The organism is Deltaproteobacteria bacterium (assembly GCA_026129095.1).
GTDB lineage: Bacteria > JAGRBM01 > JAGRBM01 > JAGRBM01 > JAHCIT01 > JAHCIT01.
Window position 1 is genome coordinate 183,108 of sequence record JAHCIT010000004.1, and the last position, 14,457, is coordinate 197,564.

Below are 14,457 nucleotides of genomic sequence, written 5' to 3' on the forward strand. Positions count from 1 at the left end.
GGAACGTCCCCAAGGGGAAACTCCCCGTGGCCCTTTGGCCCGCTCTCGTAGTAGAAACCCTACCTTCATGAAGACTTCCCGCCAGACCAGCCTGTTCCTTTCGGCCGCGGCCCGCACCTTCGGCTGGCTCGGTGGCGGCGGGAACGCGCCCGGCCGGGGCCTTGCGCCAATTCTGGGCACGGCACTCGCGGGACTCATCGAGGCGGGGATCTACGTTGCCCTGTTCAACGCCTATATCCAGAACGAAATCCACCCGCAGATCGGCGGGGCGCTCACCGTGTTCATCTTCGCCGTCGCGAGCGGCTTTTCCCGCGAGGCGGGCCTGGGGCGGCTCGTGGACCGGGCGTTCGGAAGCGTCGGCGACCCGTCGCCGCAGGCCGGGCAGGCCGGGCAGGCCGGGCAGGCCGGGCAGGCGGGCGAGCGCGGGGCCGTGGGCGCGGGGCTCATCCTCATCGCCTGGATCGTGAAGTCCCAGGGGTTCGCCCAGATCATCGCCGCCGGGGACGACATCTCGCACCCGGCCTCGACGCTGCTCGTCCTGCTGCCGGTGACTGTGCGCGTGGCCGAACTGGCCCTCCTGGAACTGCGCGTCCGCACCCGGCAGGGGATGCTGAACGCCCTCATCGCCGCGCTCCTGTGGCTTGCCCTGTCGGTGCCGCTCGTCCCCGGCGCGTTCCTCGCCCCGCTGGCCCTCACCGCCGCGCCGCTGCTCCTCATCGGCGGCTCGTTCCAGAAGGAACTGACCGGCCGCGACCTTGCGGGACTCGCCGAGACGGGCTTCATCACCGCGCTCGCGGGGATCACGCTTGTGACGGTGATGTATTAGGGGGGGGGGGGTGACACAACTTGTCACGACCAACGGTTAGGTATTGCCTGCCGTTACCGGTGGAACGGGGCAGCCCGGTGCGCTAATAAATCCGTCGGTATTTCGAAATGATGAGCCTGACGCCAGGGATGATCTCGCTAATCCCGGCCATGAAGATATTTCGGCGCTTCTCGCGCCTTCAGGGAGCTAATGTTCGATGAACCTCACCGACCGTGAAAAAGAAGAGTTGAAAGCCCTCATCGACCGGGGGGAGCCGCTTCCGCCCCGCTACAAGCTGCGGCTGTTCAGCGACGCGCCGGAGGTGGAACTGATCTGGCAGGGCAAGACGAATGAGGTCACGAATGTCGTCCTCCCGTTCCAGTCCATCGAGCAGATCGACGAGCCGCGCAAGGCGGTCAATGAAGCCCTCAACCTGTTTTCGATGGATCGGTCCAGCGGCCGCCAGGCGAGCGGCTGGTCGAACAAACTGATTTGGGGCGACAACAAACTCATACTTTCCAGTCTCAAGAACGGACCGATGCGGCGGGAGATCGAAGCCGCCGGAGGATTGAAGCTCATCTATATCGATCCGCCATTTGATGCCGGGATGGATTTCTCTGTCGACCTCGACGTGGGCGATGACACCTTGACGAAAGAGCCAAGCGTCATTGAGGAACTCGCATATCGCGATACTTGGGGTAAGAAAGGTGAACGATATCACCAGTACATGTATGAGCGTCTGAATGTGATGAAAGAATTATTATCAGAGGATGGGAGCATATACGTTCATTGCGATTGGCATGTAGGACATTACTTAAAGATCATTCTCGATGAGTTATTTTCTCCGGATTATTTTCTCAACGAGATAGTATGGTATTATTATAATAAATTTCAGGGAAATATTAATCGGTTTGCGTCTAACCATGATGTCATTTTTTGGTATCGCAAATCTGATAAGTATATTTTTAACAAGCAACGAGAAGACCGAGACGAGAAAGTTCGTCAACTGAAACGCGTATGGGATAAAGAGAAAGGCGCGATCATCAATGCAAAAGGCCCCGATGGGAAAGTAATTTATATCGAATCCTCAGAAAAGACCGTTGATGATGTATGGCGTCTCTCTATGTTGCAGCCAGCAGATCGTACTGAAAATCTTTTCTATAGTACTCAAAAACCGGAAGCATTGTTAGGACGTGTGATATCTGCGGCTTCAAATGAAGGTGACCTAGTTGCCGATTTCTTCTGCGGTTCTGGAACTACCTTGGCCGTCGCCGAAAGACTGAACCGGAAATGGATCGGTTGCGATCTGGGTCGCTTCGCCATTCACACGGCCCGCAAACGGCTGATCGGGGTCCAACGCGCACTGAAGTCCGAGGGCAAACCGTACCGCAGTTTTGAGATATTGAACCTCGGTAAATACGAGCGGCAGTATTTCATGGGCGTGGACCCGAACCTGCCGGAAGACCAGCGCAAGGCCCAGTCGATTCAGCGCGAAGAGCATTACGTCAACTTGATCCTGACTGCCTTTAAAGCCGAGCGGGTGTTCCAGTCGCCGCCGTTTCACGGCAAGAAGGGTTCGACACTGGTGCTGGTTGGTCCGATAGACGCCCCGGTGACGCAATCCCAGATCAACGATGTCATCAAGGCGTGCCAGAAACTCCAGGTCAGCAAGGCGGACGTGCTCGGCTTCGAGTTCGAGATGGGCGTCACCCAGCACCTTCAGGACGAAGCCCGCAAGAAGGGCGTCGCCCTTGGACTCAAATACATCCCCCGTGACGTGTTCGATCCTCGCGCCGTCGAAAAGGGACAAGTGAAATTCTTCGACGTTTGTTATGTGGACGTGAAGCCATTCGTGAATAAAGGCCTCGTTTCACTCCGGCTGACCGATTTCGGCGTCTTTTACCGGCAGGACGATATCGAGGAGCTGACGGCTGACCTGAAGCCCGGCGGGAGCAAAATCACGGTCGAAAACGGTCAGGTCGTCAAGATCATGAAGGACAAGAAAGAAAAAATCACCAGAGAGATTCTCACGAAAAAGTGGTCCGACTGGATCGACTACTGGGCGGTGGATTTCAACTACGAAAGCCGCAGGGAGATCATCCGGGTGGTCGAAAACGGCGAAGAGAAGGAACTCTGGACCGGCGGCTATATCTTCGAGAACGAATGGCAGAGTTACCGGACCCGTAAGGACCGGTCTCTGGAACTATCCAGTGGAACGCATGAATATTCCGGCAAGGGCAAATACAAGATCGCAGTAAAGGTGATCGATATCTTCGGCAACGACACAACCAAGGTGCTGGAGGTGAAAGTCTGATGGGCTTCCACCCGCAGTTTCCCACTGACCCGTATCAGATTATTCACCCTGACGTTCGCTGGTATCCGGGCGAGGAGTTGCTGGGACGAATCGGTCTCGCAAATCTCCTGCCGCCGCTGGTACACCGCATACGGGAGGGCGTATGGAAGTGGAGGGATTCCGGATATGCAGGCGCCAGTGCGACGACCAAGGCACTGCTCCGGCACTGGTTCGAGACGGAACATCTCCTGCCGCAAACCGACGAAACCGTCGGAAAGTTCCGCTATTACTTTTCCCAGCGTGAAGCGGTCGAATCGGCCATCTGGCTCTATGAAATAGAAGAAGCCCGCGACCCCTACGGGCTCATCAAATATGACACCGCCGGGCAGGTCACTAAAAGCATGTTCCGGGAGGACTGGACCCGGTACGTGATGAAACTGGCGACCGGCGCCGGAAAGACCAAGGTGATGAGCCTGCTCATCGCGTGGTCGTACTTCCACAAGATCTATGAGGAAGATTCCGAACTCAGCAAGAACTTTTTGCTGATCGCGCCGAATATCATTGTGCTTGACCGGTTGGCGACCGACTTTGACGGCCTGAAGATATTTTTTGCCGATCCGGTGCTTCCGGACAACGGGTACGAGGGCCGGAACTGGCGTGACGATTTTCAGATCACGCTCCACAAACAGGATCATGTCAGCAACGTCTCCCCAACCGGCAATATCTTCCTGACCAACATTCACCGGGTCTACGAGAAGGAAGAGGCCCCGAAGACGTTTGAGGAAGCCAAAGACAAGCTCGATTTCTTCGCCGGTCCCCGCCCCACCGGGAAAACCACGGATTCAAAGGTGGACCTCGGCGATATCATCCGGAACGTCTCGGAACTGGTCGTCATCAACGACGAGGCGCACCACGTCCATGAGGAAGACCTGGCTTGGTTCAAGAGCATCGGGGACATTTCAAATCGCCTGAAACTGAAGGGCGGCAAGCTCTCGGCGCAGTTCGACCTCACGGCGACCCCAAAACACACCAACGGCGCGATTTTCGTTCAGACGGTCAGCGACTATCCCCTTGTCGAAGCCGTCAGGCAGGGGGTCGTGAAGACGCCGGTGCTCCCCGATCCGGCCTCACGGGCAAAACTTCAGGAGCGGAAAAGTGCGAAGTTCTCGGAGCGGTACCGGGATTATCTCCAGCTCGGCTATCTGGAATGGGAAAAGGTTTATGACGAGCTGGAACCGGCCGGAAAGAAGTCGATCCTGTTCGTAATGACCGACGACACGAAGAACTGCGATGAAGTGGCGGATTACCTCGTCAAGACTTTCCCGAAGCTGGAGGATGGTGTTCTGGTCATTCACACCAAGAACAATGGTGAGATCTCGGAGTCCTCAACCGGCAAGAACAAGGACGAACTGGACAGGCTCCGTAAGCTGAGCCGTGAGATTGATAGCTGGGATAATCCGTACAAAGCGATCGTATCCGTGATGGTGCTGCGCGAAGGCTGGGACGTGCAGAACGTCGTTTCGATTGTCGGCCTTCGACCGTTCAAAGCGGCGAGCAAGATTCTTCCCGAGCAGACCATTGGGCGCGGCCTCAGGCGGATGTTCCGGGGTCAGGACATCCAGGAGAAGGTCAGTGTGATCGGGACCGATGCCTTCATCGATTTTGTGGAATCCATCAAGGATGAAGGCGTTGAATTGGAATACGCGGCGATGAGTGACCGGACCAAGCCTCAATCGCCGACCGTGATCGAGGTGGACTCGGAGAACCGGAAGAAGGATATCGAAGCCCTTGATATAGAAATCCCGGTCTTGGCACCGCGAATCTACAGGGAATACAAGAACCTGGCCGAGATCAATGTTTCAGAGCTGCCTGCTCCGAAGCTGAAGCTGATTCCGTTCACGCCGGAGCAGCAACGGGAAATCATCTTTCTGGAGATCGACACTGGAGCCGAGAGCCACAAGACCCTGATGGACGGGGATTTTGTCCCCAACCATCAGAATATGATTACATTCTTCGCCCGAAGCCTGATGCGTGAACTGCACCTGGTTGGTGGATTCGACGGACTGTTCGGGATGATGAAGGATTATATCCAAAACCGGCTGTTCGAAATACCGGTCGATCTGGATGACCTCAATGTTCTCCGGAATATGTCCGAAATCGAACCGGTCAGGACGATTCAGGAAACCTTCCGGAAGGCGATCAACGATCTGACGATTCAGGACACGGGCACAACGAAGATCCAGGAATATATCAAGGTCAGCAAGACGCGACCTTACCTGTCCGACAAGAAGGAGTATTTCAGGCCGGACAAGTCGATCTTCAACAAGGTGGTGGGCGACAGCCAGCTTGAACTCGACTTTGCGGTATTTCTCGACAAGTGCCCGGACATCGTTTCGTACTTCAAGAACTCCAACGCGACCCACTTCAAAATCGAATACAACAAGGCCGGCGGCGGCATTGCCGACTATTATCCGGATTTCGTCGTGAACCAGGACGGCAATAACTTCTGGATTATTGAGACCAAAGGCCGGGAAGATCTGGACGATCCTCAGAAATGGGAACGCCTCAAGCAATGGTGCGAAGACGCAACTTCACTGGAGCCGAAGAAACGCTACCGGGCACTGTTCGTCCGGCAGGACGAGTGGGAGAAATACCATCCGGCGACGTTTAACGAACTGGTGAAGGCGGTTGGTTAACCCCCTCAGTGCAGCAGTTCGACGAGGCCGGGGGAGCGGAACTCCTGGAAATACCCGACGGCGGCGGAGACGGTCACGCCGCCAGGCGGATGCTTTTCGCGCCGAAGTTGGCGCGGATCTCCAGTTCGCCGCCGAGGGCCTCCACGCACTTGCGGAGCGTTGACACCAGATAGTCCGTCCGGTGCTCCAGCCGCGAGATTTCCGACTGCGACATGGCGGTCGCCTTTGCCATCTCTTCCTGCGTTTTGCCCAGCAGTTCGCGGAGCGCCCGGATGTTGATCGCCAGCACTTCCTCGGCGGCGGCCTTCTCGATGCGTGCTATCGCCTCAGGCGAAAGCTGGCTGTCACGCAGTTCCTTCCACTTGTGGATCGCCATGAGTCACCCTTTGCCTTTCTTCTGCGAGGCCGAAGCCCTTTCCATCTCTTCACGTTCAGCGAGGTACTGCTTCCAGATTTTCTCCGCCACCGGTATCCAGGTCCGGTAGAACCGGCCGTCGTCCTGTCCTTCCTTGTCGCCCCCGATAATCAGGACGGCATCCCGCGTCCTGTCGAACGCATAGAAAACCCGGATCGGCCTGCCCTTCGACTGGACCCGCAACTCCCTCAGGGCGATGCTGGCCCCCCTGATCTCGCTGCTATGAGGATAACCCAGTGCAACACCGCATTGCTCCAGCAGTTCAACGGAGTAGGCAACCGATTCCTTGTCCGTGTCGTCCAGCGCCCTGTACCAGTCGCCGAACTCATCGGTATGCACCACTTCCACCCTGCAATTATGAGGTTAAACACATAATGATGCAAGTGAAAAAATAGCCGCCCAGGCCAACCGGTAAGCCCAATATATTCAGAGGCTAATCCCCTCAGTGCAGCAGTTCGACGAGGCCGAGGGAGCGGAACTCCTGGAAATACTCGACGGCGGCGGAGACGGTCTGCGGGTCGCGCTGCTGGGCGGCGCGGCCGCTGCGGCCGACGGTGATCCGGCGGGTCTCGCCGTAGACGCGGATGAACTCGCCGAGCGATGACGCCCGCGCCGTCTGGAGGTGGCGGAAGAACTCGTACTGCGGCGAGGCGGGCTGGTAGGGGAGCTTGCGGCTCCGCGAGACGCGGATCTTCAGCGACTCCTCGGGGTTCACGCCGGGGCGCGCGAAGGCGTCCACGACGGTCTTCTCCCGCTGGTAGCTGACGGCGAAGGGGCAGAGCAGCGCCACCTGGCGCACGCTCCCCTCGGTGATGCCGCGGTAGTAGGCGCTCATCTTGAGGCGGTAGCCGCTCACGGTGCCGGAGAGGTTCCCCTTGCGGTCGTATTTCCAGTGGGAACGGCGGCCGGTCTCGTGCAGGCTGATGACGACGGAGACGAACCGCTTGCCCATCGTGGCGACGTCGGTGTCGGAGAGGATGGGCTCCCAGGTCTGCCCGGCGTAGTCGGGGTGCGAGTGGAAGTCGCCCACCTTCCGCCAGCGGTGGAACTCGTCCATGAGCTGCCCCACCCGGCCCACGCGCTGCGTGCTGACGGACACCTCCATGAACTTGCGCTCGGCCGACTGGAGCGGCACGGCGAGGTCCACGTGGCAGGCGTCGTCGGTCATGTGCCCCAGCAGGTAGCCGAAGCACTCGCGCTTGTAGACCTCGACGGCCGCCACGGTGAGCGCGACAAACGCCTGATCCGAAAGATAGACTCGCATGGCCTCATCTCCGCTCCGCCGGTTCCTTCCTCGTGTGCCTGTGAAGGACGGCGTATCTGCTTTGCGTGTAACGTCCGGGGCCTGTCCGCTGCGGCGCATCCAGGGGGCTGGATTCAGCGTCAGGCCATGCCACGGCTCGCTGGGGGAAAGTGTGGAGCCGGGCCGGATGGCGTGGCAAGGGAGGGGGCCATCGGGGAGCGCGGTAGTGTCTGAAATACCCAGTTATCCCAACAAGTTATAATATTTTCTGAGTCTCCAGGTCCCGCCTGTCCCGTTAATTTGATGCCCTGCGCTATTGCCGGGTGGCATTATGCCGATTTCATTGGGAACCTGGCCCAAGGCGGGCTAAAACTGATCCCCGTCAACCCGACACTCAACGAAAAGGGAGAGTCCCCAACCCATGATGGAACGCCGCTCATTCCTCCGCACCACCGCCACCGGACTTGTTGTCGCCCCCGCTGCCCTCGCCGCCGGATGCGCCTCCACCACGGCCCATGCCGCTTACAAGGGCAAGCCGTTCAAGGGCTCTCTGAAGGGGACCGAGTGGGAGGGCCTCGAAACGACGAGCCCCGACATCCAGCACCCGTATTTCACGGACAAGACCTGGGAGGCGACCATTCCCGACTACCTCGAGTACAACCGCATCCGCGAGGACACCCTCGGCCGCCGCAGCGACGAGATGATCATCAAGCACGAGCCGCACCTGAAAGTTGCCGGGAACCGGTCGGACTCGATGGTGGACTTCATCAACACGCTCAAGCATCCGCACGTCCACAACCACTGGTGGTCGTGGGTCGAGCTGTGGGACGGGAAAACCCAGCCCACGGTCATCAGCATCCTCGCGCCCAAGGAGGGGGAAACCCTCTACGGTCCCGAGGGCATCCAGTTCTTCGCCTGGCTCTACACGCCCAGGCCGTTCGGAAACGACGTGGTCCGCGTGCGGGCCTACTGCGTGACGCACGGCCTGTTCACCAAATACGAGAAGATCTAGGCATTGCGCGTGACCAGCGAAGGCCCACAACCCGCCGCCGCCCCGCGGCGGCCCCGGAAGAAATCCCTCGACCAGCGGATCGAGGGCGATCTGGAGCGCGGCGACCTCGCCTCGGCCCGCCGCCGGATCGAGAGCCGCCTCCAGATCGAAACCGACCCCCTGCGGGCCGGCCGGCTCCGCACCCACCTGATCCAGGTGCTGGTCCAGATGGGCGACCCGGAGCGGGCCGGCATGTACGCGCTGCTCGTCGAGGACGACTCGGCCGAGCTGAACAGCCTGCGGACGCTGTTCATCCGGCGGTGCGGGGGCTCCAGCCAGACGGTGAAGGACCGCTCGGCCGCCTACCGCCGTGCCGTCGGCCCCAGGGCGCAGGACCGTCTCGACCAGCTCTTCATGGACCTCACGCCGTTCAAGGCCCACCCGGAGAAGTGGCGCAAGATCAACCTCAACGAATCCCTGGGGACGTTCATCTTCCTTGGGATCATGCTCGTCTTCATCGTCATGGGCGTCCGGTCGTGCTCCTGAAGGGGCTCCCTCCCGCCGCCCGCCCGGCCGTGATATCCTCACCCTGACCGGCCATGAACCTGGCGAACCAGATATCGCTCATTTCCGCCGTGCTGTGCGCGGCGCTGGCGTTCGCCGTGATCTACAAGAACCGGCAGAACGATGTCCGCCGGACGTTTTCCTACGTGGCCGCCGGGCTCGCCCTCTGGAACCTGTTTGCCTACCTGGGCGGCATCTTCCCCCGGACCGAACTGCTCCACCGGTTCACGGTGATGGCTGCCGCGCTGATCCCGCCGCTCGCCATCCGGTTCCTGCGGATTTTCCTCTACGCCGAGATGCCGACCCTGAGGCGGTCCACCCGTTCCATGTCCACGGCCAGCACGCTGGTGATCCTGCTGGCGGCGGTCATCCCCGTCACCACAACCGCCACCGGCGCCGGCACACGCATGCCCTACCTCGATTACGGCATGCTGTTCTACCTGGGAATCACGGTTCTCTACTGCTTCTACATCCTGCTGCGCCGCGAGCGCGAACTGCCCCGCCAGACGACCGAGCGGACGCGCCTCAAGTACCTGCGCAACGGCTCGATGGTCATCCTGGCCGCGGGGCTCATCGACCTCGCCATCCTGCTGACCAGCGGCGAACGCCACCGGTTCTCGGCCATGGCGACAAGCGTCTACGCCTACTTCATCTACCTGTCGATCCTGAACTACCGGCTGCTGGAGTACCAGGAGATCGTCGTCCGCGCCGCCATCATCGCCACGATCGCCACGGTCTTCTCGGCCGTGTACGGGGTTCTGGTCTTCTGGGTCGATTCGTTTGGCGTGACCGTGCTCTACACGATGATCGCGTCGATCATCATCCTCGTGATCTACGATCCGGTGAACAAGTACGTCGAGGACCGGTTCGCCACGTTTTTCCTGCGCCCCAAGCGCGAACTGAGCGAGGTGCTCGCCGTCCTGAGCCGCGAGATGATCCGCGCCACCGACGCCCGGCAGCTCGCCTCGATCATCGCCCGGCACATGAAGGTGCTCGAACGGGTGACCGACCTGGCCATCTACTTCCGCGACCGCCGGACCGGGCGGCTGGGGCTCCACGCCTGCTTCGGCCGGATGGCGACCTCCCTGCCGCCCGTGCTGGACCGGCTGGAGCTGCTGTTCGAACTGGAGTCGAGCCGGTCGCCGCTTTCGGCCGAGCATCTGGAACAGGAACGGCGCGCCACGCCGCCGGGATCCCGGCGGGACTACCTGGGGGTGATCCACGGCGAGATGGAACGGCTCAACGCGGCGGTCGTCCTGCCGGTACCCGGCGCCGACGACCTCGCCGGAATCGTCTGCATCCGCGACGAGCGGGCGGTCGAGGGCTACGACGCGGACGAGATCACCCTGCTGGCCACCATCGCCACGCAGGCGGCGATGCTGCTGGAAAACTTCCGGTCCAACGACCGCATCCGCGCCCGGTCGCGCATGGCCGCGCTGGGAGAGATGGCCGCCGGACTGGCGCATGAAATCCGCAACCCCCTGGGTTCGATCAAGGGGGCCGTGCAGGTGCTCGAAACCAGCCGGTCGCCGGAGCAGAACCAGGAGTTTCTCTCGATCATACTGGAAGAAGTCCAGCGCCTGAACCGGGTGGTGAGCGAGTTCCTCAACTACGCCCGCGAGCCCAAGCCTCAACTGGAGCCGGTGGACCTGAACCGCCTCATCGAGCGGACGGCGCGGCAGGTGTCTCTGGCCGAGGAGCAGGGAGAGGTGAAGATCGTCCTCGATCTCGCCGAAAACCTGCCGCAACTCGCCGCCGATCCCGAACAGATCAAGCAGGTGCTCCTCAACCTTGTCAGCAATGCCTTCGTGGCCATGAAGGACCGCACAGCCCGCGTGCTCACGCTCCGGACCCGCTGGCGGCCAGCCCCCGACGGCGGACAGGGCTCGGTGGTGATCCAGATTGCCGACACCGGCAGCGGAATGAACCCCGAAACACTGGACCGGGTGTTCACGCCCTTTTTCACCACCCGGCCAGAGGGGACCGGCATCGGCCTGCCGGTTTGCGAACGGCTCGTCGAGGCCCACGGCGGCACCATCGACGTCAACTCCCGGGAGGGCGAGGGAACGGAGTTCACGATCGTCCTGCCGCTGCCGCCCGCCGAAGTCCCCGCAGCCGCAGGGACCACTGGAAACGCGGCGTGAGGGGTAGTGCCCTTCCCTAGTTCCCGTCCGGCGGGCTATGAACCCTTCCTGAATGGAAAACTCCGACTACAGCATCCTCGTCGTCGATGACGAACCGAACATGCGGAAAGTCCTCTCGGCGCTCCTGGGCGGCGAGGGTTACGACGTGGAGACGGCCGATTCCGGTGCGAAGGCGCTCGACATGCTCCGCCAGGACCAGTTCCACGCGATGATTACCGACCTGCGCATGCCGGGCATGGACGGCCTGGAACTGCTGCGGAAATCCCGGCAGTTCCAGCCGCGCCTGCCCGTCATCATGCTGACGGCGCACGGGACCGTGGACACGGCGGTCGAGGCGATCAAGCAGGGCGCGTTCGACTACCTTTCCAAGCCGTTCGACAAGAGCGAGATCGTGGGCGTGGTGGACAAGGCGCTCCGGTCGTACGAAATCTCCCAGCAGGATGTCGTGGACCCCGAGCGCAAGCCGGCCGACCTGCCGCTCATCGGCGAGCACCCGTCCATGAAGGAGATATTCCGGATGGTGGACAAGGTGGCAGCCTCGCCGTCCACGGTGCTCATCTCCGGCGAATCGGGCACGGGCAAGGAGCTCATCGCCCAGCTCATCCATGACCGGTCGGACCGGGCGAAAAAGCCGCTCATCAAGCTGCACTGCGCGGCAATCCCGTCAACGCTTCTGGAGAGCGAGCTGTTCGGATACGAGAAGGGCGCCTTCACCGGGGCCGTCACCTCCAAGCCCGGCCGGTTCGAGCTGGCCGATGGCGGCACACTGTTCATGGACGAGGTGGGCGACATTCCGCTGGAGATGCAGGTGAAGCTCCTGCGGGTTCTCCAGGACCAGCAGTTCGAGCGGGTGGGCGGCGTGAAGACCAGCCAGGTGGACGTGCGCCTCGTGGCCGCCACCCACCGCGATCTCAATGCCGCCGTCCGCGAGGGGCGGTTCCGCGAGGACCTGTTCTACCGGCTGAACGTCGTGCCCCTGCACCTGCCCCCGCTCCGCGAGCGGCAGAGCGACATCCCGCTGCTGGCCGACCACTTCCGGCGGAAGTTCAATACCCGGCTGAACCGCAACGTCCAGTCGATCTCGCCGGAAGCGATGGAAAAGCTGGCCGCCTTCAGCTGGCCGGGGAACATCCGCCAGCTCGAAAACGTCATGGAGCGGTCGATGCTGTTCTGCGAGGGGACCGTCCTCACCGGTCAGGATATCCCGTCTCTGGAGGGAACCGTGCCGCTCCCGCCGCCGGGAGCGGCGTCCGCCGCGGCCCCCGAAGCCGCCGCCGGGAGGTTCAAGGAACTGACCCGCGAGGCGTCCGTCCGGGTCCAGCGGGAAATCATCCTCAAGGCGCTCGAAGAGCACAACCACAACGTCACCCGAACCGCCAAGGCGCTCGGCCTTTCGCGCAAGGGATTGCAGCTGAAACTGAAGGATCTGGGACTCCGGTAGGGAGAACCTACAGGAGGCTGAGCGACTGGCTCTCGATGAAATGGAGTATCCGCTCCCGCAGCGGCACATCGATCTCCGTAAACTCGATGCCGATACCGGCGGTTTCCTCCTCGCGCACGTCCATCTGCCGCCAGCGGATCACGCCGCGGGCCTCGACCATGTCACCCAGATAGGGAAGCTGGAACCGGACTGTCACTTCGGTGCCGGGGGCGAGGCTGCTGCGCGCCCGGAGGAACATGCCGCCGCCGGAAAGATTACCGCCCGGCGAGAAGACCGTCGTCGCCGGCTGGGCCATGCACCGGACAGCCCCTTGGAACGGCACCCGGTGGTGTTTCCGTAGCTCCGAACCCTGTGACATGGGGCACATGCTATCAGAAATGGATGGCGCTCGCCACGTTTTTCATTTCCCGAATTGGCAGAAATGGAAACAGGACATCCGGCAGGCAAATTGTCTACTGCGGTATACCGGACAGTCGGTTCAGGGAGCGGACTGGTCAGCTGGCCGGAGCGGCGGCGGCAGGAGCGGCAGGCTGCGCCGCCGGGGCGTTCATGGTCATCAGCGTCTGCATGATGAACGGCTTGGCAATCAGGAACATGTTCGCAGTCTTGTCGATCTGCGTGGCGAGCCCCGACAGCAGCGAAAAGGTCCGGCCGTACAGGATGATGTCGTTGGGGATCGTGATCCGGTCGATCTTCTCGATCGTTGCCAGCACGTCCTCCCGGATCTTGCGGAAATCCAGGTTCTTCGCCTCCTGCGGCGAGAGGTGGAAATAGTGCTGGAAAAACTCCGACAAGATGGGGCGCACTGCCTCCAGGTCGGCGTCGCCCAGGACTCCCAGTCCCTTCAGCGCCGGAAGGAACTGGTTCACGTCCCGGGAGAGGAAAGCGAAAACGGCGGCGAGGAGCTTCTGGTGAAACTCCTTCGGGAGGATCTTCACCTGGCCGAAGTCGAGGACGCAGACGACCACCTTGCCGCCAATCTTGTTGAACATGAGATTGCCCGGATGCGGGTCGGACTGGAACACCCCGTCCTGGTACATCATCTTGGTCCAGGCGTTCAGGATCATCGTCAGCGTTTCACGGCGGTCGATCTCCAGTTCCTTCATCTTGGCGAAATTGGTGATCTTGTAGCCGTCGAAGAACTCCATGCAGATCACATGGCGCGTGGTGTATTTGCGGATCACGCGGGGGATGACGACCCCGCCCGTAAACCCGGCGAAGTTATTCCCGATCGTCTCGCAGTAGGCCGCTTCCTGCTCGTAGGAGAGTTCATTCGACAGCGCGTGTGACATCTCCCGGCCGATCACCGACAGGTCGGTGCGGGGAATGAAGATGTTGAACATCTTCACCGCCGTCCGGAGCATCCACAGGTCCACCTTCAGCTTGAACTCGATGTCCTCGTGCTGGATCTTGAGGACCACTTCCTCGCCCTCTTTCGTCCGGGCCCGGTGGACCTGTCCGAAACTGGCGGCGGCGAGCGCATTATGGTCGATCCACTCGAATATCCCGTCCGGTTCGCCGCCCAGTTCCGCCTTGAGGGTCTTGTGGATATAGGGCCAGGGCGTCGGCGGCACGCTGTCCTGGAGCAGCGACAGTTCCTCGATCCATTCCCGCGGCATCACGTCCACACGGGCGGAAATGAGCTGCCCCACCTTGATCATGCCGCCTTTCAGCTTCACGGCCATGCGGTAGAACCGCTTTGCGTACTTGCGGTGCGTGGCGCGCCATTTCTCGCGGGTGGTCCGTATTCCCAGCCACTTCCGCCGGTACCACAGGAACACGTAGTAGAGGTACATGGGCAGCAGCGTCCCGGCGATGATGCTGAAACGGTAAACGGTCGCAAGTGCCTGTCGCATGGGTTCGGG

At 61.1% G+C, this 14,457-nt stretch carries 12 protein-coding genes; 7 read left to right on the plus strand and 5 right to left on the minus strand.

Going from position 1 to position 14,457, the window contains the following annotated elements:
• Positions 1-67 precede the first annotated feature (67 nt).
• The 3 genes from KIT79_07500 to KIT79_07510 all read left to right on the plus strand — a co-directional run bounded on the left by KIT79_07500 (position 68) and on the right by KIT79_07510 (position 5,794).
• On the plus strand, positions 68-826 hold the full coding sequence (locus KIT79_07500; protein MCW5829146.1) for a hypothetical protein: 759 nt from the start codon (positions 68-70) through the stop codon (positions 824-826).
• A gap of 196 nt (positions 827-1,022) precedes the next feature.
• Positions 1,023-3,119, plus strand: coding sequence for a site-specific DNA-methyltransferase (locus tag KIT79_07505; protein ID MCW5829147.1), 2,097 nt, complete (start codon positions 1,023-1,025; stop codon positions 3,117-3,119).
• On the plus strand, positions 3,119-5,794 hold the full coding sequence (locus KIT79_07510) for a DEAD/DEAH box helicase family protein (GenBank protein ID MCW5829148.1): 2,676 nt from the start codon (positions 3,119-3,121) through the stop codon (positions 5,792-5,794). Before KIT79_07505 ends, KIT79_07510 begins: the two co-directional genes overlap by 1 nt.
• 73 nt (positions 5,795-5,867) lie before the next feature.
• On the opposite strand, the gene KIT79_07515 is transcribed toward KIT79_07510, so the two are convergent.
• The 3 genes from KIT79_07515 to KIT79_07525 all read right to left on the minus strand — a co-directional run bounded on the left by KIT79_07515 (position 5,868) and on the right by KIT79_07525 (position 7,473).
• On the minus strand, positions 5,868-6,170 hold the full coding sequence (locus KIT79_07515; GenBank protein ID MCW5829149.1) for a helix-turn-helix transcriptional regulator: 303 nt from the start codon (positions 6,168-6,170) through the stop codon (positions 5,868-5,870).
• Positions 6,171-6,173: 3 nt separating this feature from the next.
• On the minus strand, positions 6,174-6,557 hold the full coding sequence (locus tag KIT79_07520; GenBank protein MCW5829150.1) for a type II toxin-antitoxin system RelE/ParE family toxin: 384 nt from the start codon (positions 6,555-6,557) through the stop codon (positions 6,174-6,176).
• 94 nt (positions 6,558-6,651) lie between these two features.
• Positions 6,652-7,473, minus strand: a complete 822-nt coding sequence (locus tag KIT79_07525) for a Mov34/MPN/PAD-1 family protein (GenBank protein ID MCW5829151.1) — start codon at positions 7,471-7,473, stop codon at positions 6,652-6,654.
• Between the two features lie 400 nt (positions 7,474-7,873).
• Here KIT79_07525 and KIT79_07530 point away from each other — a divergent pair, with 400 nt between their 5' ends.
• The 4 genes from KIT79_07530 to KIT79_07545 are packed head-to-tail and all read left to right on the plus strand — an operon-like array spanning position 7,874 to position 12,592.
• Positions 7,874-8,464, plus strand: a complete 591-nt coding sequence (locus tag KIT79_07530) for a hypothetical protein (protein ID MCW5829152.1) — start codon at positions 7,874-7,876, stop codon at positions 8,462-8,464.
• A 9-nt stretch (positions 8,465-8,473) separates the two neighbouring features.
• Positions 8,474-8,989: a hypothetical protein gene (locus KIT79_07535; GenBank protein MCW5829153.1), complete on the plus strand. Its 516-nt coding sequence runs from the start codon at positions 8,474-8,476 to the stop codon at positions 8,987-8,989.
• Positions 8,990-9,042: 53 nt separating this feature from the next.
• Positions 9,043-11,151: a hypothetical protein gene (locus tag KIT79_07540; GenBank protein MCW5829154.1), complete on the plus strand. Its 2,109-nt coding sequence runs from the start codon at positions 9,043-9,045 to the stop codon at positions 11,149-11,151.
• 52 nt (positions 11,152-11,203) lie between these two features.
• The gene (locus KIT79_07545; GenBank protein MCW5829155.1) at positions 11,204-12,592 is read left to right on the plus strand and encodes a sigma-54-dependent Fis family transcriptional regulator; all 1,389 of its coding nucleotides are present in this window, start codon (positions 11,204-11,206) and stop codon (positions 12,590-12,592) included.
• Positions 12,593-12,599: 7 nt separating this feature from the next.
• On the opposite strand, the gene KIT79_07550 is transcribed toward KIT79_07545, so the two are convergent.
• Together KIT79_07550 and KIT79_07555 are read right to left on the minus strand one after the other, a co-directional pair.
• Positions 12,600-12,950, minus strand: coding sequence for a PilZ domain-containing protein (locus KIT79_07550; GenBank protein MCW5829156.1), 351 nt, complete (start codon positions 12,948-12,950; stop codon positions 12,600-12,602).
• 136 nt (positions 12,951-13,086) lie between these two features.
• Positions 13,087-14,448 (minus strand): AarF/ABC1/UbiB kinase family protein, encoded by a 1,362-nt coding sequence (locus KIT79_07555; protein ID MCW5829157.1) that lies wholly within the window; start codon positions 14,446-14,448, stop codon positions 13,087-13,089.
• Positions 14,449-14,457: the final 9 nt, after the last annotated feature.

What these genes read in the sequence shown, in the direction of transcription:
- KIT79_07545 (MCW5829155.1), top strand. Translation starts at nt 11,204, where the DNA reads ATGGAAAACTCCGACTACAGCATCCTCGTCGTCGATGACGAACCGAAC.
- KIT79_07550 (MCW5829156.1), bottom strand. Translation starts at nt 12,950, where the DNA reads ATGTCACAGGGTTCGGAGCTACGGAAACACCACCGGGTGCCGTTCCAA.
- KIT79_07555 (MCW5829157.1), bottom strand. Translation starts at nt 14,448, where the DNA reads ATGCGACAGGCACTTGCGACCGTTTACCGTTTCAGCATCATCGCCGGG.
- KIT79_07515 (MCW5829149.1), bottom strand. Translation starts at nt 6,170, where the DNA reads ATGGCGATCCACAAGTGGAAGGAACTGCGTGACAGCCAGCTTTCGCCT.
- KIT79_07510 (MCW5829148.1), top strand. Translation starts at nt 3,119, where the DNA reads ATGGGCTTCCACCCGCAGTTTCCCACTGACCCGTATCAGATTATTCAC.
- KIT79_07505 (MCW5829147.1), top strand. Translation starts at nt 1,023, where the DNA reads ATGAACCTCACCGACCGTGAAAAAGAAGAGTTGAAAGCCCTCATCGAC.
- KIT79_07530 (MCW5829152.1), top strand. Translation starts at nt 7,874, where the DNA reads ATGATGGAACGCCGCTCATTCCTCCGCACCACCGCCACCGGACTTGTT.
- KIT79_07500 (MCW5829146.1), top strand. Translation starts at nt 68, where the DNA reads ATGAAGACTTCCCGCCAGACCAGCCTGTTCCTTTCGGCCGCGGCCCGC.
- KIT79_07540 (MCW5829154.1), top strand. Translation starts at nt 9,043, where the DNA reads ATGAACCTGGCGAACCAGATATCGCTCATTTCCGCCGTGCTGTGCGCG.
- KIT79_07525 (MCW5829151.1), bottom strand. Translation starts at nt 7,473, where the DNA reads ATGCGAGTCTATCTTTCGGATCAGGCGTTTGTCGCGCTCACCGTGGCG.